Origin of the sequence: Paenibacillus sp. A3, assembly GCF_001399685.1 — a bacterium.
Classification (GTDB): domain Bacteria; phylum Bacillota; class Bacilli; order Paenibacillales; family NBRC-103111; genus Paenibacillus_G.
In genome coordinates this window covers 13,746-38,710 of the sequence record NZ_JTHN01000009.1, presented here as the reverse complement: position 1 = coordinate 38,710, position 24,965 = coordinate 13,746, and the positions used below count along the sequence as shown (strand labels likewise).

23 protein-coding genes are annotated in these 24,965 nt (G+C 48.8%); all 23 read left to right on the top strand.

Translation table 11 applies throughout. The features are described from left to right. Positions 1-66 precede the first annotated feature (66 nt). The 23 genes from QJ48_RS01165 (at position 67) to QJ48_RS01055 (ending at position 24,948) form a co-directional block, all read left to right on the top strand. The gene (locus tag QJ48_RS01165; RefSeq protein ID WP_054971840.1) at positions 67-510 is read left to right on the top strand and encodes a DnaJ domain-containing protein; all 444 of its coding nucleotides are present in this window, start codon (positions 67-69) and stop codon (positions 508-510) included. A 27-nt stretch (positions 511-537) separates the two neighbouring features. Next, positions 538-1,089 carry an FHA domain-containing protein gene (locus tag QJ48_RS01160; protein WP_054971839.1) on the top strand — a complete coding sequence of 184 codons (552 nt, stop codon included), beginning with the start codon at positions 538-540 and terminating at the stop codon, positions 1,087-1,089. A gap of 51 nt (positions 1,090-1,140) precedes the next feature. Then, complete coding sequence (locus QJ48_RS01155) at positions 1,141-1,671, top strand: FHA domain-containing protein (protein WP_054971838.1); 531 nt, start codon at positions 1,141-1,143, stop codon at positions 1,669-1,671. Further along, a complete protein-coding gene (locus tag QJ48_RS01150; protein ID WP_054971837.1) occupies positions 1,671-2,522 on the top strand; it encodes a PP2C family serine/threonine-protein phosphatase in 852 nt (283 codons plus the stop codon). The genes QJ48_RS01155 and QJ48_RS01150 overlap by 1 nt, the downstream gene beginning before the upstream one ends. Before the next feature lie 6 nt (positions 2,523-2,528). Next, entirely contained in the window at positions 2,529-4,244 is a 1,716-nt protein-coding gene (locus tag QJ48_RS01145; RefSeq protein ID WP_054971836.1) for a hypothetical protein, read from the top strand. A gap of 6 nt (positions 4,245-4,250) precedes the next feature. Beyond that, positions 4,251-5,522 (top strand): hypothetical protein, encoded by a 1,272-nt coding sequence (locus QJ48_RS01140; RefSeq protein WP_054971835.1) that lies wholly within the window; start codon positions 4,251-4,253, stop codon positions 5,520-5,522. Continuing rightward, positions 5,513-6,211 (top strand): hypothetical protein, encoded by a 699-nt coding sequence (locus QJ48_RS01135; RefSeq protein ID WP_054971834.1) that lies wholly within the window; start codon positions 5,513-5,515, stop codon positions 6,209-6,211. Before QJ48_RS01140 ends, QJ48_RS01135 begins: the two co-directional genes overlap by 10 nt. A gap of 132 nt (positions 6,212-6,343) precedes the next feature. Beyond that, entirely contained in the window at positions 6,344-8,992 is a 2,649-nt protein-coding gene (locus tag QJ48_RS01130) for a hypothetical protein (RefSeq protein WP_054971833.1), read from the top strand. 10 nt (positions 8,993-9,002) lie between these two features. Beyond that, a complete protein-coding gene (locus tag QJ48_RS01125; protein ID WP_054971832.1) occupies positions 9,003-9,776 on the top strand; it encodes a hypothetical protein in 774 nt (257 codons plus the stop codon). Between the two features lie 59 nt (positions 9,777-9,835). Next, positions 9,836-10,858: a YiiG family protein gene (locus QJ48_RS01120; RefSeq protein WP_054971831.1), complete on the top strand. Its 1,023-nt coding sequence runs from the start codon at positions 9,836-9,838 to the stop codon at positions 10,856-10,858. A gap of 94 nt (positions 10,859-10,952) precedes the next feature. Next, positions 10,953-11,588 carry a hypothetical protein gene (locus QJ48_RS01115; protein WP_054971830.1) on the top strand — a complete coding sequence of 212 codons (636 nt, stop codon included), beginning with the start codon at positions 10,953-10,955 and terminating at the stop codon, positions 11,586-11,588. A gap of 26 nt (positions 11,589-11,614) precedes the next feature. Continuing rightward, positions 11,615-12,139, top strand: a complete 525-nt coding sequence (locus QJ48_RS01110) for a hypothetical protein (RefSeq protein WP_054971829.1) — start codon at positions 11,615-11,617, stop codon at positions 12,137-12,139. Between the two features lie 20 nt (positions 12,140-12,159). After that, positions 12,160-14,985 (top strand): NlpC/P60 family protein, encoded by a 2,826-nt coding sequence (locus QJ48_RS01105; protein ID WP_054971828.1) that lies wholly within the window; start codon positions 12,160-12,162, stop codon positions 14,983-14,985. Positions 14,986-15,047: 62 nt separating this feature from the next. Further along, a complete protein-coding gene (locus QJ48_RS01100) occupies positions 15,048-16,586 on the top strand; it encodes a hypothetical protein (protein WP_054971827.1) in 1,539 nt (512 codons plus the stop codon). 15 nt (positions 16,587-16,601) lie between these two features. Continuing rightward, positions 16,602-18,518, top strand: a complete 1,917-nt coding sequence (locus QJ48_RS35255) for a PAAR-like protein (protein WP_063857991.1) — start codon at positions 16,602-16,604, stop codon at positions 18,516-18,518. 22 nt (positions 18,519-18,540) lie between these two features. Continuing rightward, positions 18,541-19,638 carry a hypothetical protein gene (locus tag QJ48_RS01090; RefSeq protein ID WP_157261462.1) on the top strand — a complete coding sequence of 366 codons (1,098 nt, stop codon included), beginning with the start codon at positions 18,541-18,543 and terminating at the stop codon, positions 19,636-19,638. A 41-nt stretch (positions 19,639-19,679) separates the two neighbouring features. Continuing rightward, complete coding sequence (locus QJ48_RS01085; RefSeq protein ID WP_054971825.1) at positions 19,680-21,023, top strand: hypothetical protein; 1,344 nt, start codon at positions 19,680-19,682, stop codon at positions 21,021-21,023. Positions 21,024-21,049: 26 nt separating this feature from the next. Next, positions 21,050-21,745, top strand: coding sequence for a hypothetical protein (locus QJ48_RS01080; RefSeq protein WP_157261461.1), 696 nt, complete (start codon positions 21,050-21,052; stop codon positions 21,743-21,745). 198 nt (positions 21,746-21,943) lie between these two features. Further along, positions 21,944-22,264, top strand: a complete 321-nt coding sequence (locus tag QJ48_RS01075; protein ID WP_202813818.1) for a WG repeat-containing protein — start codon at positions 21,944-21,946, stop codon at positions 22,262-22,264. 8 nt (positions 22,265-22,272) lie between these two features. Continuing rightward, positions 22,273-22,551, top strand: coding sequence for a WG repeat-containing protein (locus QJ48_RS01070; protein WP_054971822.1), 279 nt, complete (start codon positions 22,273-22,275; stop codon positions 22,549-22,551). A 73-nt stretch (positions 22,552-22,624) separates the two neighbouring features. Beyond that, on the top strand, positions 22,625-22,834 hold the full coding sequence (locus tag QJ48_RS39415) for a WG repeat-containing protein (protein ID WP_369126831.1): 210 nt from the start codon (positions 22,625-22,627) through the stop codon (positions 22,832-22,834). Positions 22,835-22,850: 16 nt separating this feature from the next. Next, positions 22,851-23,978 carry an XAC2610-related protein gene (locus QJ48_RS01060; RefSeq protein WP_054971820.1) on the top strand — a complete coding sequence of 376 codons (1,128 nt, stop codon included), beginning with the start codon at positions 22,851-22,853 and terminating at the stop codon, positions 23,976-23,978. A gap of 358 nt (positions 23,979-24,336) precedes the next feature. Beyond that, the gene (locus QJ48_RS01055) at positions 24,337-24,948 is read left to right on the top strand and encodes a hypothetical protein (protein WP_054971819.1); all 612 of its coding nucleotides are present in this window, start codon (positions 24,337-24,339) and stop codon (positions 24,946-24,948) included. Positions 24,949-24,965 lie beyond the last annotated feature (17 nt).

Genomic DNA, 24,965 nt, shown 5'->3' with positions numbered 1-24,965 from the left:
CAACAGGAGTTAAGGGGCCGCTTCGCCCCTTAACTTTCTCCATTTCCGGCGGTAAGGATGAATCCGATGAACAATTACTATGAGATTCTGGAGGTCGAACGCAGCGCCTCCCCCGAAGAAATCAAGAAAGCCTACAAGCGGCTCGCCAAGCTTCATCATCCCGACGCCAACGGCGGCAGCAAGCAGGCGGAGCTGAAGTTCAAGCAAGTGACCGAAGCGTATCAGACCTTGTCCGACGCGTCGGCGAGGCAAGCCTACGACGAACGTCTGGACCGCAAGCAGGAAGGCAAAGCCGGTTCGTCATCCGGCGCCGGCACCAAAACGAAGGAGCGGCGCGCCGAGAGCGGCCAGCCCCAGTTTGACCTGAAAGATATGGAAAAGCAATTCGAGCGTTTTTTCGGCTATCATCCCAAAGGCGGAGAAGCCGGGATCAAGAACAAGAGCGAGACGAAAAATCCGGTCGATACGACGGCTATGTTCGAGAAATATTTTGGCATCCGAAAAAAATAAGCACATCCTGTTCCAACGGGGGAACCAATGTTGAGCGAAAAAAAATCCGTATGGGTAACCGTAGTCAACGTGCTGATCGCGCTGGTCGCGGCATTTACCCTGGTTTATACGTATATATGGAATACCAACGTCGCCCTGATGCTGTTCGTCGCCGTCTTTTTTATCATCGGCTTGACGGGAATGGCCTGGCGTAAGTACGGGCGGACGGCTGCGTCGGCGCCCGAAGCCAAGAAGGAAGCGGCAATTACGAAGCTGGCGCTGCTCGGCGATGACGGCGAACGGATCAAGGAATGGTACATTCACGGGGAGACGTCGCTCCTGATCGGGAAAAGCTCTTCCGATCTCGAGGTGCAGATCGATTTGTCGGGCACCGAGTATGCCGCCCTGGTCAGCAAGCAGCACGCGGTGCTGAATTACGCTTCCGGCAACTGGTACATCGAAGACCTCGACTCCAGCAACGGCGTCGGCATCAAGAAACGCGGCGAAAGCAGTAAGCGGCTGCTGAACGGCGATGAGCCCGAGCAAGTGCAATCGGGCGATATGATTTACATTGCCAATACGAGGCTGTTGGTCAAGTAAGGCATTTCGGCTTTGAGCTTTGAGAAGAAGCAGACGGGGGAATGGATATCAATGAGTTTGACAAGATGCGCCAACGGACACATGTTCAGTACGAGAAAGCACGGCAGCGTATGCCCCTATTGCAGCATGGTCGTGGAGCCGGCTTCCAAAGCCGAGGGCAAGAAAGCGGCAAGAGTCCAGGAAGACGAAAAGACGATGCCTTATCTGGGGGAGTCCGAAGGCATCGAGCCGGTCACCGGATGGCTTGTTTGCATCGAAGGTCCGCAGCAAGGACAAGATTACCGGATCATGGCGGAGAAAAATTTCATCGGCCGGGCCGAGGATATGCACATCCGGATCATCGGGGACAACACCATCTCCCGCCGGAATCACGCGGTCGTCGTGTACGACCCGAAGAAGCGGAACTTTTTCCTGCTGCCGGGCGATGCGTCGGGGCTCGCTTACCATAACAACGAAGCGGTGTATACACCGGTCGAATTAACCGCGTACGACGTCGTGCAGCTCGGACACAGCAAGTTTCTGTTCATTCCGTTATGCGGAGTGCACTTCGAGTGGGACCAAGATCAATCGGGTAAGGAATGATGAGCATGCCGGAACAACACGAATGGTTGCCTTACGTTATCGTTTGGGCCTGTGCCTGCACCCTTGTGGTTTTGTTCCGCATCAGGAGAGGCCTGCTTCATCAGGACAACGCCGTTCCGAAGATCGAGATTGGCAACGGACAGACGATCGGGGCGCGCGAGGAGCAGGACGACTATTTCTCCACCTTCGTCAGCCCGCACGGGACGATCGCCGTTCTGGCCGACGGCATCAGCGGACTGTCGGGAGGCAGGGCGGCAAGTACGGCTGCCGTGACGACGTTCGTCAAGCAGTTTCTCAAGCTGGAGCATATTCGGGAGCTTCCCGAGTTTTTTACGACTGCGGCTGCAGCGAGCAATGCGGAAATCATGCACACCCTGAAAGGGGCGCAAGGCGGAACGACACTGGTCGCCGTTGTCGTGGAAGACGGTAATCTGCACTGGGGAGCGGTGGGGGACAGCCTCATCAAAATTTTCCGGAACGGGGACTTCATTGACGTCAATCAGAAGCACATTCTGGAATCGGTGCTGGAGGAACGCTTTGTATCCGGAGAGATTACGCGGGACGAAGCGCTGGACAGTCCGATGAAGAACCAGTTGGTCAACTACTTGGGCTATGAAGGCTTCAAAAATATCGAGATCGGCACGGAGCCCGTCCGGCTGCAAAAGAGGGACAAAGTGATCCTGTGCAGCGACGGCGTGTACAATACGCTCACGGAAGTGGAGCTGGAGGACATTTTGTCCAAACCGATTGCCGCCTACGACGCCGCCCAGGAAATCATCGAAGCGATCGAGCGGAAGCAGCTCGCGCACCAAGACAATGCGACGGTCGTGATTTTGGAAAAAGGCTGGTAGAACCCGATGCGTAAGGAAAACAGCGATTTTAAAACGAGCTTTCTATCCGAGGCGGGAACGTTTATCCGCAACAAGGATTATTTTGCGTTTACGGAGCAGGACGATAAAGCTTGCTATGTGATTGCCCGGGGGCTCGATTCCGATACGGAGAAAGAAAGCGCCGAGCTGGCCGTCAAGAGCGTGCTAGGGAGTTTTCTCGACCGCCCGACGCTATCCCGGCGCAAGCTGAAACGGTATTTGTGGGAAGCGCACGAATTGCTGCAGATCGAAAGCCGCCGGGTCCGGCGTAAGGTCAGTCTGACGCTCGTCGCTACGGACTACACCCGGATGGTGTGGGCGGTGGCCGGGAACACCCGGCTGTATCAATTTCGCAATGGAAGATTGCATACGAAAAGCAAGGATCAGAGCTTGTCGCGGTCGATGGCCGAGGCGGGAGAGCTGTCGGAGGATCGGCTGGATAAGCACGAGGAACGGCACAATCTGCTGTGGTATATGGGGAAGCCGGGCGCTTTCGAGCCGTTCGTTTCCAAGAAGATGCTGCTGTCCGAAGGCGATGTTCTGCTGCTCTGTACGCCGGGCTTATGGGAGAACGTAGACGGGGCGGAGATGCTCGATGCGCTGGAAGAGGTCAAGGAGCCGGCGGAGCTTGTCGATACGCTGGAGGATGTGCTGCTCAGCCGGCAGAGTAAGCAAGTGCCGAATTATACGGCTGCGGCCGTTTATGTCAACAAAGTGTTCAAGGAAGACCCGAAGAAGAAATGGAAAATCATAAAAAGGATCGCCCTGGTGCTGATTCCTCTCTTGCTGCTGGGAGGGGGAGCCTATTTATATACATACAAGACCGCCAAGGCCAAAGTGGAGGCGGCGGCCGCCATCCTCGAGCGTGAAAAAAGCGGCGACGAGGCGGTGCAGGAGAAGGATTATCCTGGCGCGGTCAAGGAGTACAGCGAAGCGCGCAATGCGGCGATCAAGGTAAGCGACGTCGTCCATATGCGGCTCATCGGCAAAAAGCAAAAGACGGCGCAGCTCATCGTGGACGGCGACGGCTCCTTCAAAGACGGGAATTATGCGAAGGCGATCGAGAGCTACGAGAAGGCGCAGAAGGAAGCCAAGCAGCAAAGCGTATACGATGAGAAGGATCTGGAGGCCAAAATCGCCAAAGCCCGCACCTACCAGCAAATTACGGAGTTGATGAAGCAGGGGGATCAGAAGCTGCAAGCGCAGGATTACGAAGGCGCCAAGGAAACTTACGCGAAAGCGAAAAAGGAAGCGCAGCAGGCCGATTTTGCAAGCGGGGAAAAGGAGCTGGCAGCGAAGCTGGAAGCGGCGGATGCGAAGATCGCCGGCGTGTTTAAGGAGAAGAAGCAGCTGGACGCCGACAAGCTGGAGAAGAAGGGCGACCAGAGCTATACGGCGCAGGCTTACGAGCAGGCCGTGACCTCCTACGCGATGGCGCAGGAGATTTATCAGGAAATCGGCATGCTGGAGAAGGTGCTCGGCGTCGAGCGGAAAATTACGAAGGCGCAGGAGAAGCTGAATCCGCCTCCGCAGCCGCCCCAGTCGGCCGGAGCCGATGGAGCGACAGGAGGCGGCGGACGCGCTCCGGCAGGTCAAGGCGCGGGCGAAGCGGGCGCGGCAAATCAAGGGGCTGCCGGCCAAGGCGGAGCCAAATCGGCGGCAAACGGCGGTCAGGCCGAGAAGACCGAGGGAGGAGGCAAGTGAGTTCCCATGAAAGACATCTTGCTTGATAGGCTGAGCCGAATGGAGGATCTCGAACAGCGCAAGCTCTTGAAGCAGATTGTGATGGGCGTCTTTTTGAACCTGGTGGAATATCAGGAGGATTTGAATCGCAAGCTGGAGGAGCGCGTGTTTAACGAGGTGGAGGACCAGGAAGACCGGCACGACATCTATGTGACCTTGTGTGCCCGAGAAGAGATCGATCCGATTCACGAGTTTCTGTACCCGATGCTTGCTGCCGAGCCGAAAACATGCGACCTGCGAAGCGTGACGGAGCAAATGCAGCGGGGGGAAGAGGCGCTGCTGATGACGGTGTTCCTGCAGTGCGATTACTCCAAGCTAAAGGAGCTGCTTCGCGGAAAACGCACGTTCCGTGGGGAAATCGTTACTACCGGAGGCACCCGGGCCATTCAGGTGCGCCTGCAGCAAAACCTCACGTATATCCGCGAGCTGGAAAAGCTCTATTTTATTTTCCAAAAAAACAACGTGCCGTGGAAAACGGTAAATCATCCGTACGCGGGCAAGTTTTTCGACGTGCTGTGGACGGGTGGGGAGCAGCCGACAGGAGTGGACGAGGAGCTGCTTGAAGTCCGGATATTCCTCGAGGAATTCGAAGCGTACAAAAAGCTGGACATGGTGCCGGTGTGGAACATTGAGCGGCTGGAGCTCAAAAACGTAGGTTTTCCGGTGCCAGCTGCCGACCGGATTAATTTCGAGCACGTGCTGTCCTTGCGCAAAACGGGGACGCAGCACGGCTATTTGGTCGACGGGGACGAGGAGTTGATCCGGTATATCAAGCGGATGCCGGAGGAGCTGACTATCGTGTCCCCGCAGGACAAATCCGGGAACTGGAACGTGCTGAAAATTACGCAGCCGACACCGACGAAGCTCGGCCGGCTGGCTTACGAGCTCGTTTCGAACAAGCGGAAAAGCAGCTTCACCGGCCGCTTCTCCCGCAAGCATTCGGTCGTCGTTCGGGCGAAGGGCGAGATAGCGCGGATCGCGGGCTCCTTCGAGGCCTCGGACGACCTCGAGCTGGTGCAGGTCGAGATTAGGGACGAGGCGGACGGAAAGGAAGTCACCTACGGGATGAACCCGTTCATCAGCGACAACGTGAGGGTGGAGAACGACAAAAAACGGATGCGGCTCCGCTTTAGAGCCCGCCGGAGCGGGAGCTTTATTTTGCAGGATTTGATGAGCTTCGTCGTTTCCGAGATCCAAATGTATTTTCCAGAATACGTCTGCGAAGGGGAATGGGCTTGAATTACGTATGGGATCTGGTCATTCGGGCTGCGGACGCGGGCACGCCGAAGGACGACCTTTATTTTGCCCCCGCCAAAGTGTACTCGCCTTATATGGAGCTGAGCACCGAAACGCTGAATGCCCGCACCGTCGAAGAGCGTACGGTCGAAATGAATCCGTATTACCGGTTTTACGATATTTTCCGCGATTTGTTCGATATTAACAATCAAGAGGATTCGGAATTCCGGCGCACGCTGTTCGATCTTGCGATGCATTTCTTGACCGATATCGACCTCATGCAGGGCATGAACAAGCGGGAATTTTATATCCGGTTCGTGCTCCGGGATATGGAAGCGGGACTGTTCGGCGACGGCGTCCGGGACCGGCTGAAGCTGCTGAACCGGGAGGAGCGGGAAATCGTGGCCTGCAATCTGCTGCGGCTGTACGAGACGGGGGAAGCGGTGTACCTGCTGAAGGACACGATGCGGAAATTGTTCAAGCATTCGACGATTTACGCGAACTGCGAGGAAAAGGACGAACTGTTGTTCTATGTGGGACAGCGGGAGAATGAGATCACACGGGCGAAGCTGGAACTGATCAAGGACCTGTTTCTGCCCGTGCGTTTTCATACGGAGACGTATTGGGATAATCATTTCGGCATTGTGGACGTCGAGGACACGATGCGCGTGGATCATATCGCGATGTATTAATTTTATAAGTTCGGTGAATACGAGCGGAGTGAGCGGAATCGTTCTGGAGAAGCGTCAGCGTTCGCCTTTGTCCCCGGATTCTCTCCGCTAAATGATTCACCGGACTTGGTCCTCTACGAAAGGAGCGGAGACATGAGAACGTATAAGCTGCACTCGCCGAAGAATGGCGGCACGGAAGAGACGAGCAAGGTCAAGTACACGCGGGACGAGCTGTCGGAGATGACGACGCTGCAATTGCGAAGCATCTGCCATAAGGAAAAGCTGGTCGAAGGGCTCTCGGGACCGCTCGACCGCGAAGCGCTCATCCGCACGATTCTGAAATACCGCAGCGCGGAGCAAAGCTTGCTGATCCAAAGCTATGACGAGCACGGATGGGAGCGCGTGGAGGCGGCGATCGCCCGCTATTTGAATACACCGCTGCCGGATGACGGCAGTATTCAAATTCCGGCCAAGGTGACGCTGTACGACGGACTTAAAGTAGATAAACTCGACCAATACCGGGTCAAAGCTCCGGGCACCGTTACCGAATCGAACGTGCTGCTCGTGAACGATCATATGGAGCTGTGCGGCATTATGAATCTGGTCAAGGACGGACCGAGCCCGGGCATGTACTGCCTGACCGCTTCTAATGAAATGTCGTTTCGCCGCACCTCGAACAAAAATTACAGCTTCCTGCTGTTCCGCAAGCAGGATTCGGAATATGTATACCAGACCTACACCCGCAGCAAGCCGCTGCCGCCCACGAATTTGCACTACTGGCGAATTCCGATTCCGGAGCTGGAAATCCGGGACCTGGAAGATACCGACGCGGTGCTGGCTATCGATTTCGGAACGTCCAACACAACGGCGGGCGCCTATTTGGACAGCAGCTACATTTCCAATCCCTCCCGCCACGATTTGTTGAACGGGACGCTTCGGCTGAACAGCATCAATCTGGTGAAATTCCCGGTGGCCGGCGGCAAACGGGAGGAATGGATCGAGCTGCTGCCGACGATTGTTGCCGTAGCGGACTGCTCGGATACGCAGCAGGTGAAATATTATTTTGGCCATGAAGCCATGAAATTCATGAAGAAGAACGGGTACACCGGCCATGCTACCGTCTTTCACGGCATCAAGCGTTGGGTCAACCGGTATAAGCTTCCCGAGGAGATTGTGGACGGGCAAGGAAATACGGCGGTCGTCCGCAGAAACGACATTCTGCGCGCCTACCTGCTTCACGTGATCGAAACGGCGGAGCATCAATTCAAGTGCCGTTTCCACAAGCTGCACATTTCAAGTCCTGTGAAGCTGAAGACGCAGTTCGCCGAAATGTTCGCGGAGCTGCTGCCGGATTACCGCATCGAATCGGACGACGCGCTGGACGAAGGGATGGCCGTGCTGTTCAATACGATCGCCGATCAGATCGAGAAAAATACGTTTACGGACGGCGAGACCTATAACGCGCTTGTCATCGACTGCGGCGGAGGAACGACGGATTTGTCTTCGTGCCGGTTTCGGATCGAGGACGGTCACATCTCCTACAAGCTGGATATTCATACGGCCTACGAGAACGGCGACACCAACTTTGGCGGCAACAATATTACTTACCGGATTTTGCAGTTCATGAAAATCGTCTTTGCCGACTATTACACCAAGGGCGGCAGCGTGCCGGATATCGACAGCTTGATCGGCATTCCCGGCCCCGACTTGTTCCGGCATGTGGACGAATTCGGCGTCGAATCGGTCTACGAACGGTTCGAAGCGCGCTACCGGGAGGCGGAACGCAATATTCCGACCCGGTTCAAGGATTACGAAAACCGGACGCGCGAAGAATACCTGCGGGTAAAAAGTAATTATTACTTTTTGTGGGAAATCGCGGACAGCATGAAGAAAGAGTTTTTCCGCAAGACGGGCATTCTGCGCAACCGGTTCGATTCGCAGACCGGAGACCGGCAGGAGCAGGACCTGAAAATTACGGCGGTGGACCGCTGGTGCCTGTCCGCCTACGAGAACGGCCGCATGAAGGATATCTATGAATTTCCCCGCGTCGTGTTCAATATTAACGAGATCAACCAGTTGATCAAGGCGGATATTTACGACATTGTGCGCAAGTTTCTGGAAGATTTTTACCAGGACGGGCGGCTGCAGGAATATTCCATCATTAAGCTCACCGGCCAATCGTGCCGCATCGACAGCTTCCGGGAAGCGCTGAAGGAATTCGTCCCCGGCCGCAGCATCGAATTCCGGCAAAAAAACGAGGAGAGCGATAGCGTTCCGGAGCTGAAGCTGGCCTGCCTGCGGGGAGCGATCCGTTATCTCAGCGCGAGGAAGGCGGGCACAATCGAGGCCTATATTACCAACCACGCGCCGGTCGTCCCTTATACCGTCAGCGCCTTCACCCACAGCCGGCAGGAGAAGCTCTTGATCAGCAGCCTGGAAAGGCTGAATCAGGTGCAGGGTTCCATCTCCCGGCCGTTCGAGGTGAAGGAGGTGGAGTTTTTCTTGAAAGGAAGCGACGGGGCCGTGCGCCATAAGTATGCATATGCCAACGAGCCGGGCAGCTTCGAGCCGGTCCCCTACGAGGACATCGCCGGACGGTACGGGGCCAAGATTCCGCAGGACGACACGGACTCCATCCAGAACGGCGAGGTCAAGTTTTTCGTGTTCGCGGAGGACAACGAGTGGGGCTTCCATGTGGTGCCGGTTGCGCGGGAGGACGAGCAGCTGTACTTGGGTAGCAAGCGGTTTTTTGCATTCGAAAACGATCTGTCGGAGCTTGATTTCTTTGACGGCTGGAAATAGGAGGTAGCGCATGTTCTCCAATGTATATCCGAATTTTCATAAAGGCCGGATTCTGAAACGGGAGATGCTGGAGAGCCTTAGGGATTACCCGAGGCAGCTCGCGGACCTGTATTTTCAGTCCTACTCGGACGGTGTCGTAGCGGGGACCGACGTTAGAGTGGAAGCGGAACAGCTTTTGGTCGGCTCCGGGATCGTCAAGCACGGCGGCCGGCTGTATATGCTGGAGGAGGAGCAGCAGGTGCCTTACTCCGCGACCGGCAAGGAGACCGTGCTCAAAATCCGCTTTCACGCAGCGGAGGAGCAGAGCGATTATACGGTGTACGGCGCGGAGCTCGTCCTGGAAGAGGAGGCCGCCGGCGGCAGCGAGCTGGAGCTCGGGCGGTTCAAGCTGAAGGAGGGCGCGAAGCTGCGGTCGGAGTACCAGAGCTTCGCGGACTTTGCCACCGAGTTCAATACGTGGAACATGATCCACGCGGCTTATGCCGGCGTCGGGCAGCGCAGTATTCATCCTGCGTTGATGCGGTATTTTGCGACCCAACTGCTCAGCCGGGGCAGCACGAACCCGTACGATATCGCTTTTGCGATGCAGTGCATGAGCCAGGAAGCCGTGGACCGCGAGCTGATCCTGCATTATATCGGGACCCGGCTCGGCATGGGCTATAAGCCGTACGACAACGGGCAAATTCACAAATATTTGGGACGCATATTGGACGACGTCCAAGGCGGAAACCGCAGAGGGCCTGACCTGAGGCCGGGTGGTCCGCGACGGATGATTGTGGAGTAGCACGACGTAGTGGTAAGAGTACAACCAGAAATTCATACAGTGAGAGGAATTTGCGAATCATGAGTAAACGTTTAACGATCCTATCGCTTGGCGTGGCCGTCTGCGTATCCCTCAGCGGCTGCGGCTCCATCGGCAAAATCGCGGAGAAGGTAAAAGAACAAACCACCCAAGCGAAGCAAGAATCGAATCAAGCGCAGGACACGGCAAAATATAATACGTATATCGCTTTAAGCAACTACTTGACGCAGAGGCTGGACAAGACGTTCGAAATGTATTTCCAAGAGTTTGGCGGGGAGGAAGAAATCCGCATCCGTAAAAACTTTACCGGCTTCAATACGATTCCGGTGCTGCAAGGGCATAAGGACGATGTGGATAAAGCGCTGGCGTTCGCCTCGAAGGAGCCTTCTTATCAGGCTGCGGACGAATCGGTCAAGGCTTTAGCTCCCAAGCTGAAGGAGCTGATGGAAACGACGGGCGAGATGCAGACGTACTATCAGAACAAAGCACATGCCGAGGACGAGTTCGCCAAAGGCAAGGAGCTGCACAAGAAATTGCTTGTGCAGTTTAATGAAGTGTCGGATTTAGCCGACAAGTTTTTTTCCGATTTTGCCGTCATCACGGAGCAAAGGAAGAAAGAAGACCTGGAGGAGCTCAAGAAAAGCGATCAGTTGGTCCGCTACCATGCGATGAGCATCGTCAACCGGGCGCAGGATATCCAGAAGGCGTTTGACAAAGCCGGGGTGACTGACGACAATGTGCTGGATTTCGACGCGAACCAATATGCCGAGCTGTACAAGCTGCTGACGGAAGATATCGATAAGTTTACGGAGCTTTCGAAGGATAAGGAAAGGCTGAAAAAAGAAAAGGTGCAGATCGTTCCCGTATTTACCGACAGCATCCAGCGGGTGAAAACGGCCGCCACCGATCTGATGGAAATTTTGCGGACCAAGGACACGACGATCAACAGCGATACGAAGGGGAAGGTAACGACTGGCGGGAAGAACATGCCGCTGAAGAACTTCGACAAGCGCGTTTCCGCTGTGGTCGATTCGTATAATACGATGATCGGGTTGAGCCGGTGATCGGAGAGTCTTGACATAGGTAACAAGAGCCCTTGCCATAAAGGGCTCTTCAAGGTTTTTCCAGTTAGTAGGTTACTCACAAGGGAGCAGCCGAATGAACAGACAAGAAGCATTGCAGCATTTTTACGATACTTACGTCAAGCCGGCCTATGAGGAGCAATTGGATGCGCTCGAACGCAACTATCATTCTTGTAAGGATGATTTGTCGGAACAATTTATTCAGTCGTTCCGCGGGCTGTGCATGAAGATACGCGAGAAGCAGTCGGCCGGAGAAAAAGGCACAATCGGATATATCACGTACTCCATGCGCCGGACGTTTATTATGGAAAATAAATTCGAGCATACGGTTCATGCTTATGACCGGAACTGGTTTTTTGACCAAGACCCATGCTGTACAGCGTATGATTCGAGTTGGATTTTCGGGCGTTTGGAACGATTGGAAGCCGAATGGAAGGCGAAGAGCCGCCTGTATATGAACAAGATTTTTGCGCCCGATGTGGAGCGAATCAAATTGCAGAAAGCCGCCGAATTGAACCGGTATCTGGTTTATTTGGCGCAAGAGGTCATGCCGTTGGCCGCAGAACTGCCGGAGTTTCAAGACTTGGCGTGCGAGAATGATTTGGAAGTGTATGCAGGCGAATATAAAGGCCGAATGGACTTGGTTTACCAAAAAAAGAAATCGAGCGTACAAGTCACGATGAAGCCTGTACGATCCCGAGAAATTTTATAATTTCAAATACAGGAGCAAACCAGCCGGTGGAATACTATCTTCTGACCCAGGATACAAGAATAGCGGACTATGCCCAGCCCGTAGGCGGCCCCAAGTTCTTTTCGCCAAAAAGCGCAAGCTATCAAGAGCGGTTCTATGCTTTGAAGGATGAGGTTTTACAGTTTTATACACACGGATCGGATGAATACCTCGATTATATAGAACGTCCTTACCCGTTAGTATCGGAGCGTCTCAAAGAGGCGCTGGAGCGCTGTCAGAAGGGCATATTATATAAACTGGCCATTTTAACCGATCTGCAGCAATCCAATCAAACCGTCTATTGGTTCTTGGCGCCCGAAACCGTCTCCTGCCTTAGTTCCGAAACGGAATGGCATAAGAATGGAGCGATCAAGAAACTCGTTCTCGATTCGTCCAAAATCGGCAGCTATAAGGTGTTTCAAATTGCCGGCGCCATCGAGCCTTATCTTGTTGTCGATCTGGATGCCGCCGAATCCGTGTTAAGCCTAGATCCGCAGGGGATACAACTGACTCGACTTGAGTTCATCCGATAAGCAGAAGTGGAGTGACGACGGTGGCAAGAACAGCAACTTACGGCGACCTGAAGGTCGTGGGGCCTTATGAGATTCAAACATGGTCCGAATTGCAAATCACGAAAAAAATCAACGGTCACGGAAGCATCCGCTTGATGGCGCAAATTCCAGTGGACCTGCAGGACAATTATGTACATGTGGCTCAGGCCAAAGAATCGATTGAAGTGTACGAACTGGATGAAGAAGAGGGCGTGCGCTGTCTTTTTAAAGGCGTGGTAACCCGGATCACGATTGAACGCAAGGGCAAAGGATATTGGATGAACGTCGAAGGATTGTCATATACATGCCTCCTGGATAAAACGCCTAAGGTTCGAGCTTTTCAGAACAGCGGCATGCCTTACTCTGATGTTGTGGACAAGGTGATTCGGGGATACCACGGTTCCGATTGCAACGATCAAACGGAAGGCGAGAAGATCGCACAATTTCTGCTGCAATATCAGGAAACCGATTGGGAGTTTCTTGTAAGGGCGGCTTCGCGGCTCGGTATGGGATTGGTTGCGGATGCGACCGTCGATGTGCCCAAGTTTTGGTTCGGCATTCCCAGAAGAGAAACAACTCACAAGTTGAAAGGGATTAAATTTACTGCGTATCGACATCCTATGCAGCGCGAGTTGACAGTCTATGAAGTGGAAGAAGACTGCTATCTCGATATAGGCGACGTGGTCAAATTCCAGAATCAGCCCTTCGTTGTCACGCAATCGACTGCTGCGATGAGAAAAGGGATGTTGGTGTATAACTATACCCTTATGCCCGAAGCGGGACTCGCCTGCAAAACTATACATAATTACCGGTTGGTCGGGGCTTCCTTGGAAGGGCAAGTTATAGATGTCAAGGGAGAGCATGTCAAGCTTCAACTGGATCGAGACGATGAAGTGCAGAAGGAAGAAGCGGTTTGGTTTCCGTATCTTACCGTTTATACGGGAGGCGGGACGATAGGCTGGCATTGTACGCCTGAGCTGGGAGACACGGTCCACTTATATTTTCCGAGCTGCAAAGAGGAGCAAGCGGTCGTTAAGCATTCGTTCCGAAAAAGCCCGCAGAGCGCCCGAGGCGACATGACAGCCGATCCGAATACGAAATATCTCAGCACGCGAACGAAAAAACAAATTCGCTTCGGGAATCAAGCGATGGTGATCTCGACCAACGATGACGCGATGCATATCCGGATTGATCAGGAAACGGGCATTGATGTGTCCAGCCAAGGAGATCTTACGTTCGCTGCGGATGTGGATTTGGTTCTGCACGGCCATAAGGTGCAGCTATCGGCAGAGCATGAAATCAACGGAGACAGCAGGACGAGCCGCTTTCGCATGGACGGAGAGCAGGCGGAAAGCCATCATAAAGCTTCGGCCATCCGATTGCTGCCGGCACAGGAGGCGGAGCTTAAAGCTTTTGAAGACATGGCGGATGAACTGCGGCAAGGAGAATATTACCCTTCGTGGTCCAGGCCGCTTCTTCAGAAGTTCAAGATCGCCTATTATCAGGCTCAAGCGGAAGGCGATGCCGAAGGCATGAAAGCGGCCGAAGCAAATGCGAGAGAGGTATACGACAAGCGGAACGAAATTGGCAACATGCCGGACTGGGCGCGCAAGCAATTGAACGATTATACAAGCCGGTGGTATGAGGCCGATGCAGCCGGAAAAGAAGCAGATAAACAGTATTACCGAGGGCTGGCCGATTCTTTGCGGGATAAAGTGAAATACATCGCTATGATGCGTGAATGCACAACGGAATCCTACGTGGATGCCAACCGGATGGAGGAGCTATCCGATCAATACAGGGAGTTAAAAAACGGCCCCGTGGCAGACAGCGAACAAACAGAAAAGCAGCTTAAGAGTATCGAAGAGGAGGCCAACAAGATCAGAGATCGTTACGGAATGAGCGACCGCGGCGCAAGGGAGAATCTCAATAAGCTGGCGGCCTTGTATCCCAACGATTTTAAGTACAAGCTCGCGGTTAACAATAGTTATGACGCTGAATTGAACGAGAGCTTGTACGATTTTGCCAAGCAGTACGGCTTGGTCGGAACGTATACTTCGTTGGAACTGCTTAAAATGCACGTGCATCAAGTAGCTAATGGTATTGCGCCTTGGCCGAAAACGCCGGAAGGAAAGAAAGAGGTTAAGGAATCGGTCCAATCGTCCGATCAGGGAACGAATTCCAGCCATTCCCCGACTCCAGGAACGAATACAGGCTACCTTGTTAAAGACGGGACGTTCGACTATCACAACGGGGAAGGCATTCTTACGACCGAAACGAAATATAAATGGGTCGGCCCGGACCCCTATGTAGGCGATCAGGCAAGTCCCGAGCAAAAACGTGAAGCTCTCAAAAGCTTCGCAAGACAGTTTCTTCCAATCACAGATGCCAATGGGAACGTAGAATATAAGATACCCTATCATTGGGAGATAAAAGGCTGGCCCAATGACGTTTACGATCTACGCTTAACGGAAGGGGCGGTTCCTCTTAAATTATCTTGCGATCAATTTACAAAATTCGTCTACAAAAACGTGCTTCGGATTGACCTGGACGCTTCTTCCGGGGCGCAGTACAAACAGCAGATCGGAAGCGACATTTATAACAAAGTCGGGAATTCCAAGCCTGACTGGTCGACTGTTAAGATCGGAGATTTATTATTTCTCAGCGGCCATGTCGCGATGTACCAAGGGGATTGCATGCTCATCCATGAAAATGGCGACAGGAGATATTTGCCGCGCGAAGGATACGTCAATGAAAAATCGTGCAATACGGATTACTATAACATCAATATTATCCGAATAAAACGTATCGTGCAGGATTCGGATTAATTGAACTTTGCCTCCCAAGAGAACAGGCGACTGCAATTTTGCTAAAAAAGGAGTCCTTCTACATGAATCTTCCCGTCGTTAAATACAATGGACAAACGATTGCATTAACCGGAGTAAAGCTCAAAATCGTAAACCACATGAATAGACATGCCCGAGCGCAGATTACAGCATCTCTAAAAGGCTACGAGAAGGAAGCATTTTTTCAACTAATGGATCGCGCGTATTCGGGAAGTCTGCTGGAAATCGGCTATGATAGTGTTGTGAACCATAAGACAATCTTCACGCCCCTGTTTACAGGAACGATTAGCAAGATGAGCGTACAATCGGAGCAAAATCACTTGACCATATCCGCCGTGTCTTTAACTTATCAATTGGATATTAAGCCGCGCAGCCGGTCATTCCAGAATGTGCAGATGACTTACGACGAGTTGATTCAGGACGTGCTGGATCATTACAAAAACTATACGGAGCATTCCAGCTATCCCGATGTTCAATGGAGCAGCAATTTGCAAGGCCAGAAGTTGGAGAAGTTCGCCTTACAATATCACGAGACGGACTGGGTCTTTTTGAAACGAATGGCTTCCCGGCTGGAATGGGGACTTATTGCCGGAGTCACCAGGGATCAGCCCTATGTGCATTTTGGTTTGCCGGAGGAGGATACGATTGACGGGAAGCTGGAAGCGCATTACTACGCCGTCACCCGGAAGCTGGGTTCCTTCGGGAAAGACGGCGAACAAAATTTGCTTTATTACACCGTTGGTACGACCGATATAAAGACATTTTATACACCGGGAAAAAAGATAAAGCTAAGGCTTCTTCTCCCGCCCCCCGATCAAAAACCGACTGTCTATCAGTGGAACGGGTATGATAGCAAGTATGGCCGTATGGCCGACACGGAGAGTAACACGGTGAAGGAGTTGGATTTATACGTGTATCGCGCGGTCACGACGTTTGATACCGCTTGGAATCACGACTGCGTTCTCACGTCTAAAGCCGGCTTGCTTCGGAAGCCTGTGACTAACAAGCAGATTCAAGGGGCGTCTCTAAAAGGGCGCGTGATTGAAGTGACGGAAGACAAGGTGAAGGTGGATTTTGAAGAGATTGAAAGCACCAACGAACTTTCACCGGAACAAGCGATATTATTTCCGCATGCCTCGATGTATACCTCGGAAGGGAACACGGGGTGGTACTGCATGCCGGAAATCGAGGATTACGTCAGTATTTATTTCCCTACGGAAGAGGAAGGAGACGGTGTCGTCACGCACTCTGTTCGAATGAGAACTAGCGGCGGGGACATGATAGCCGACCCGGCAGTCAAAATTTTCATGACCAAGCACCGGAAGGCGATTATTTTTGAGAAAAACGAAATTGTCATAACCGGTAACGACAATGAAATGCTGATTCGTTTGATCGATGAGAAGGGCATTGAAATTCGCAGCAGCAAGGATATCCGGGTCAAGGCTACCGGCGATCTGTTCCTGACGGCGGGAAATTCGGTGCAAATCACAGCGCAAGAAGCGATCGGGATGATGGCCAAAACGAGCTTGATCGAGATGGACGGGGAAACCAAGATACGCGGAACCAAGGTGAAAATGAACTAGGCGGGAGGGAGCACCATGACCAGGGCTACGACGGGCGCTCAAGTCAAAGAACGTAAACAGACCATAGCCGAACGTATCGCCGATATTAAACGGGATTTGAGCGCCGGAAAAGCACCCCTTCTTATGACAATGGAGGAGCTGGGAAACGCAGGGGGCGGTGGAGTCGAACGAAGTTTTGTAGTGGAGGGAGCCACGGTAGCCTGCTCGTGCGGAAGCAAGGAAAGCCGGCTAAAGGCTCCTGCGAATCGCCAAGTCTATATCAATGATAAAATTCAGTTGAATGTGACCGATTCGAAGCCATATGTGAACGTGGATGCTTTTGGATACTGTTCGAGTCTGAATAACCCTGACGTAGCTGAGGCAACCAAAGCCAGCAACGGGCAGTTGAGACCGATGCCGTGTTCGCCCATGATCGGGATGCCGTGGATGGCGCTGGGCAAACCCAATGTCATTGTCGGGCAGGATCAAGCCTTATTAAGCTACTGCATGGTAAGCTGCATGTACAATGGGCAGATCCGTATTACCGATGACGGCCAAGGACAGACGGTTGACGCGGGGGCCGGGCAGGACCGGAAGGAAGCGGAAGCGGTCTTGCTGCTGAATATGGCGGCTAACGAAATGCTGTTAAAGCTTAAGAAGGATTGGAAGCCCGGCGGGACAGAAGCGGATACGGCGGACCGTATTCGCAGACAAATCGGCGGAACCGTTACGCGCGAGGACGATTCGAAAGAGGTAAGCCGTTTGGTCGGCAACGATAAAATTTTGGCTGCGAAGAAGCTGTATGCGGAAGGCAAGGTAGACGACGCTAAGGAGCTGGCCCGAATCGGCCGTGAAATGGGCGGAACGATATTGCTGGACGATGATGTGGAAACCGCGCAGCGCATGGTTGCGAACGAGTACATCTATATGGCCAAACGAAAGTGGCAAGAGGCCCATCAGGCAGGGGATAGGGATAAGAAAATTCAGGCTATGCAATTGGGACAAGCTGCCCGCAAGCTTGGCGGAACGATTACGGACGATCACAGTCTTGAAGAAGCCGGGAGAATCTTAGCCGATGAACGGAACCGGGTTTCTTCGACATACAATAACCATCAGGGCAGGGCATGGAACGGGTTTTACGATCGCAAGAAATGGGAGAATGAGGCGCAATATTTGTACAATCTAACTCAGGAGCCGAGAGGCAACCAGTGGGCAAGTGAACGATTGCTTCTTGTCGAGAGCATTTTATACGGTACCCGGTCCGAAGCGAACGCAGCCTATAACAAGATTAATAATGTGAATACGGAGAAGCAGGTTAGTAGTAGTGGAGCAGGAAAATCCAGTACCTCACAGGCAAATACTCAGGGCGGTAAGTTTGAGAATGGTATCATATCTGCCCAGGATGCTATTAGCCGGGACCCGCTATTGAACAAAGATGCTTGCTATATTCCGAACCTGCAGAATTTCCCGTTATATAGTCAATCAGACCAACGGTATGCTGATGAGAAAATCGGAAGTGACACGATGAGAGAGTCCGGATGTACGATAACGGGAGTTGCAGCCATTAGTGCCTGGAAAACCAATGGGCAATGGCCGAATGGAGTAGAACCGCACCCAGGTCGTTATAAAAATAAAGCAACATTTACACCAAAAGGGCTATTAGAGTGGGAGTCTATTGGTTTGGCTCAACCTGGGTATTGTAGTTATAAAAATAACAGTACAGATTTTGAATCCGAGGTTAAAGGGGCAGTTGATCGAGGGAATCCTGTGCTTATTGGTGTTAATGGAGCTTCACACTGGATAGTTGTTATAGGATATAAGAAAGAAGGGGATGTCATTGTTTATGATACTGCGGATGGAAGTGTAGGCACTTTTGACGAAGTAAATAAAAACCGCGAAGAAAGCAGGAAACCTCAATATAAATCGGTGAGCCGATACTATGAATTTCCTTAAAAGAAAGGGGCGGCAGAGTACTTTGAAGAATTCTGTGAAATGGATGCTTGTTGTATTGATTCTTTCAATTATAACCGCTTGTGAGGGGAAAATCGATCCACAACCCCCACAAGGTAATGAAGTCGGCACAAAAACGGTTATTACAAATACGACCGACTTGAAAACCGATGCTAAAGAAAAAGATAGTAAAGCAAACCAATCAGTTTCGCCAGATAATGTTAGCTCCACAAACAATAAAATGCTAGCGTGTCAAAAGGAGTTGGAAGAGCGGGGGCAATTTTCGGAGTATGAGGGGAGAATCGATTATAAATCGGGCCCCAGAATATTTCCTCTGCTTCATTTTATTATGACGAAGAAATCGATTGAAGCTAATGAACCAGAACAGACTGTTTATATGAAAGATAATCCAATATTCGTGACAAGTAATCAGAAATACTCGCATTCTCTGTTATTCACAATTATCCATTCAAAGCGGACTGGTGTTTTGCACGGGGGTTCTGATTTTCCTGATAATAAAGTGACAAAATATTATAAATCTATGGTAGGTGACATAAAACGCGGTAACATCCAGATACCTTTTACAGAAGTAAGTCCAAGAAATAGAGCTATTGAAGTAAATCGTAAAACCTGGGAGAACGAATTGGCCAAATATATGGAGCCATGTAAGGATTCATTAATCTTGCCGCCTACGAAAACGGCTCCGCCATTTTTTAAATATAGTGATTATGTCTATCCGTTCTCGAAAGAAATTGATTTTGTCGCCGGTGCTGAGGGTGTAGGGGATGGCTTGGAAAAGTCCATTAAGCGCTATGTTGATGAAAAGAAAATACGAATCCCTATTCTCTTTTACTGTCCTGGATGCAAAGTGGAGAATGTGGTCATGGTACAAAATAATGTGGAGTTAAAATTTACGGAGGCTGAAAAGAATAGCGACTGGCAAAAGTGGCTAGGCAGCGATTGGCATATGTACATATCGGAGAAAGTCGATTTTGATGAACAGGTATTCGCGGACGCGTTTTTTTACAGAATGCGTACCCATCTGCCTCCGTTCATCAGTGAATATCCTTCGACTGTGCAAGCGACGATTAATGGGGAACAAATAAAGTATGTGAATCGCTAGGCTGTACGAAGCGGATATTCAACGAAATAGGGTGAACAAACATGAAATGGAAAGAACCGACATTCGACGATACTTCGGTGATCAAAGTGTTGGCCGCGGCAAATGGCCGCAGGAAGGCCGACGAATACGATTATGAAGAAGAACAGAATAAACTGAATCTAACGTACCCGGATTGGGCGAAGGAATGGATCAAAAAATATAAGGAAGCTTGGTACATTGCGGAAGCAAGCAGTGATGTAATCGCTATGCAAAAAGCAAAGGAACTGGCGGACGCCCTCAGGGATAAGCTACGGCAAATGACCACAATCCCTGAATGGGCGCAGCAGCAAATGCGAAAGCAGACCCTGCGATGGATGGAAGCGAACGAAGTCGGCAACGTAAGAGTCATGCGCTTTGCCAGTGAAGCGGAACAAGGAATCGAAGATAAGCTGAAAATGATTGAAAGTATGAAGGAAAAGTGGCCGGATGATGCGAAAACTTTGAATGGTTTGACGGCAAAGTGGTATTATGTGGATGATAACGAATTCATCCCGTACGAGGATAGGGAAAAATATGCGAGCCCGGAAGCCGCGAAAGCAGAATATACGAAGCAGGCTCGAGAGATTATAGCGAAGCTTGAGAAGCCGAAACAGGAGGAGAAGAAAGAGACCGTTGTTGAGAGAGAAGGGGGGGGCGGTAATGATTGGATACCTTCCTCTGTGTTGACTTATGGTGGAACATCTGATGAAGTAAAATATTTTGAATTAAGAGAGAAGAACTTTAAAATTAGATGGAACCAAGATAAAATCAATGCACTTTGGCAAGCATCTATAGAAATAAATAAAGCGTACAGTATACAAATTGATCCTCGTTTTTTATTGGCAATAATAATTCAAGAAGGTACTGGAAGCTTTAACACAAGCAGTACAAATAGGGCTGCTGACGGTCAACATGGTGTTGAAGCTAATTATGCTGTGGATTTAATGAAAGCCAATAGTTTGATGTTTGGAAAAATATTAGGATATATTTTTTATGGTAGTGATTTTAGAAAAGCAGTTGCCAATAATAACAATTTGGCGGGTATAACAGGTGAAGGCGATATATTCCAATATGCTAATTGGAAAACACCGATTGTTAGGATGAATTCAAAAAAAGTGGAAATTGGTCCTTATGCTGGTCATGGAGCATGGTGTGAGGAGGTTAAAAAACACTATAATGCTCTTTCTGGTGGTTTAGCAGAAAGCTATGAGAAATATATTTCATCAATTGATAAAAGTATTGCTGTAAAAATTGTTCAAGATGCTAAATTCAATCTGCCAGCATATAAATTTGTCGCAGTAGCAGAAGCTCAGAACAGTAGAGGAGTACTCAATGGAGAATACATTATTAAAGGAGTTTTAGTATAAAAAATCTTATAGTGAGGTATCTATACGTGATAAACAGGACAATAAAAATACTATCCCTGATTATTATTTTGAATTTTCTACTTAGCGCTTGCGAAAACGCAGATACTAAAGTGACTCATAACCAGGTAAACGAAAATCCTACAAAATCAGAAGTCGCTATGGATCATCAAAAAAACCAAGATCAAGCTATAAGAAATTTTATGCTACAGCTTGAAGACAACATAGTAAAAGTGGATTCCAAAGGATTCAAGGGCATGCTTGATCAACATGGGGTATATTCGATAACTTACTTTGAAGATGGAAGAGACCCAAATGTTGTACTGCATCTTTATGGTAATGAAATTCGAGATGATCTAGTATTAGCTAATTCTACGAAGACAGGAATTGGCGTATCACCTATGGTTGCTAGTAATGCAGAATTAGAAAACATGCCAGTACATTCCAACGAATGGCTTAAAAATTTATCATTCAATGTAGACTGGCATATAAATGATGAAAATCTTATTCAAAGTAAATTGGATGACATCATTAAATTATGTGAAAAAATGGTTTTGATGAATAACGAATATATACCGCAAGTCTTTCAGTTGAAAGATAACATTTTCGTTTTTACAAAAAGTAATGTATCTCCGGAGCCGTATTATAGCTTTACTGGCCGTTGGGTTATCTTTGAAAAAATCGATAATGAGTATAAATTACGAGCAATTATGGAGTTCCAATAGCGATACAACGAGATATGACAATTTCGGGTTGCCAAAACAGGTAATATTAAAAATCAGTATGCTTTTAATATTGCAGACCCACAGGTTAAAAGTTTGCGAAAGGTTTCCGGTATATAGATGTATCGAATAGTAAGAAGCAAAAATTAAGTACAATTTGTGTTCTTTGTACAATCAATTAAAAGAGATTGGGTGTACTTTTTGAAAAAGATAGCAGGTTTTAGCTTGAGCATAATAATTATATTTGTAGTTATTTTTTTATTAAATAAGCAGGGAGAAAATAAAGTTTTGAATCAAGATCCTTCACCATCTGCAAGGGGACAGGACACAACCACCACTATAAATACAACAAATGAAACCGAAAAAGAGACTGTTCTATACCCTATAAAGCAAGATGGGAAATATGGTTATATTGATCGTTCAGGTCAGCTAATTATTAAACCTAATTTTGAAGAAGCGCAAGAATATAAAGAGAGCAGAGCTCTAATTAAAAAAATGGGAAATACGGGTTTATTGATGTAAAAGGAAGTATGGTTGTTGAAGCTAAATTTGATAGTGCACATAATTTTTCCGAAGGTAGGGCTCTTGTTGGTACACATAAGAAATATGGTTTTATTGATGAATCCGGTGCTGACGTTATTTCGCCACAGTTTAGAAATGCCTATAACTTCCCTGAGGGATTAGCAGTTGTACAATACGATAAAAAGCTAGACAATAATCAAAAGTTAAAATGGACGTTAGTAAATATAGAAGGGAAGCAAGTTAGCCCACTTCAATTTGACCGTATATCTACATTTTCAGAGGGCTAGCTACTGTATCAATCGGAGGAAAATGGGGTGCAATTAACAGTTGGGCAACTTGGTTATAGACACTAATACGATTATGTCGATAGCTTTTATGAGGGAGTTGCGGTTGTTAATATTGGTAAAAAAATGGGCTTATATCGATGCGTCTGGAAAGGAATTTATAGAATTTAAATTTGATAATGCCTTGGAATTTAGACACGGAATGGCGAGTAGGGATATGACTACTAACCTTTCGGTGAAATTGCTTTTAGCAGCACTAACACTAGTAATTAATATTACTCAGTGAGAAAGGATTATAAAATATGAAAAGATTAGCATCTGGTGTAATTATTTTAGCTGTACTCATATTAGTTGGTTGCAATAATGTAGCAACAAATAGGCAACCGGATCCTACCAATAGTCTCATCAGCAGCCCAACAAGTAGTCTAACAAGCAGTCCATCTAATAGTCCATCTAGCAGTCCATCCAATTATGTTAAAACATATAAAGATGAAACCCAGAAGCAAATACAATACGGTAAACTTTCGATTAATTTTGATGAATACCATATAGTCTCTGATACAAGCAGTGATGATAATGAAACTTTTATTCTTGAAATCGATAAAGGAAAAGTTCAGCCAAAAACTCATATGACCATTACAATTCGGGCAATAAAAAAACAAGATTTCCTCAATACGGAAAACATCGTATCCTATTTAAGTGATATGTCTCCTAATTATGAGAAAATAAGGATTTATAATAATGTAACCGATGATTCTGGAATAATTAGTTTATATAGTGTAACAGGAGGTGGGCTGACGAATTATGTAGTTTGCTATAGGGATGCTTGCTATTTAGTTGAATCTGATTATAGCATTTTAAAAGTTTATCTATTCAAAAATAATCCTACAGCGAATTATATGGTGAATAAACTAAAAATAGAATGCGCGAACTCTTTTACAACCAATGTTAATCAAACTATTTATTATAATAAAAACAAATTCGAAAAGGCTAAATATGATATCGTTCAAGGTAATGGTGGAACAAAATATTCTGCTGAATTAAGTTACGATAATAAAGAATATATAAGCAATTTTACGCTCAAAAACGAGAAAGGCGAAAACCTGCTGACATTATCCACCGATGCATCAGGTTCTAAAGAAGATACTATTAAATTTTTGGATGTCAACATGGATGGTTATGCAGATATTCAATTTTTGGAAGAAGAAGGTACTATGAATAATCGTTATGCACTATATGTCTGGGATGATTCTGCAAAGAATTTTGTTAAAGTAAAATGTGATGAGATGCTTTCGTATTTTGAAGTGCATGATGGTTATTTGCAAAATTGGCAAAAAGAAAGTGCAAATTCCGGGGTTATACAAAAACTTGTCTGGAAGAATAAGAATACATTGATAAAAGAATCAGAAGAACAGTATCAAGCTAACTAACCGAAGATGGACGACAAGGTGTTTGGAGAATGCATAGCAGCAGATTTTATATTGGATGGTTTGAATCTTGTACCCTTGTAAATGCAAGTGAAAGGGGACGCTTCTTAGCGCCACGAAGCGCGATGATATGTGCAGTTGTTAATCCTGCATGGTAAAGAATGCAAGCACTTGAAACCACCTGGCGGTGATTTCAGGTGCTTTTTAAATCCACAAGATCTTACACCAACAGCAGCTTTTTCAAATAATGGGTCAAACCATACAGAACCGGAAACCGGGATCATGATAAAATGGAAAGAACATACATTCTATGCTGCTTTTAGAGCAGCAGAGCCAAACTTGAAGTGGAAAGGTACTTGATATGACCAGACAAGAGGCCTTGAAGCATTTTTTGGAAACTTACGTCAAGGATAAGCAGAAGGAGTACATCGAAAAAGCGGAGGAAGAATACCGTTCCCGCAAAGACGAGCTGGCGAAGGATTTTATCGAGTCTTTTCGCCGTATTTGTCTGAATGTTAAAGAAATGCAATCCGCGGGACAAAAAGCAAGGATCGGGTATATCAATTATTCTATGAGGCGCACATATTTATTAGAAAGAAAGCACGAGCATGTTGTTGAGGCGTTCGACAAGGACTGGTATTTCGATACATATCCGTGCCGAGGAACGTACGATTCGGGATGGGCCTTTAAATATTTGGACGCGCTGGAAGACGAACTGGAGCAGCTCGGAAAAAAGTACATGGGCAAAATTATCAAGCCAGATATTGAACGAATCAAGCTGGAGGCGGCCGCTGCCTTTAATCAATCGATTGTCGTATTGGTCAAACAGGCGATGGCTGATGCAATTCAACTGAAAGAGTTCGATGAAATCGTCCGTGAACCGGATCTGGAAGTACGGGTCGGGGAGCATAAGGGCATTAGTGAGGTTGTATACAAGGACGATTCCGTACAGGAAGGAAGTCTCTTTTCATGAGCAGGGGCGAATTTTAG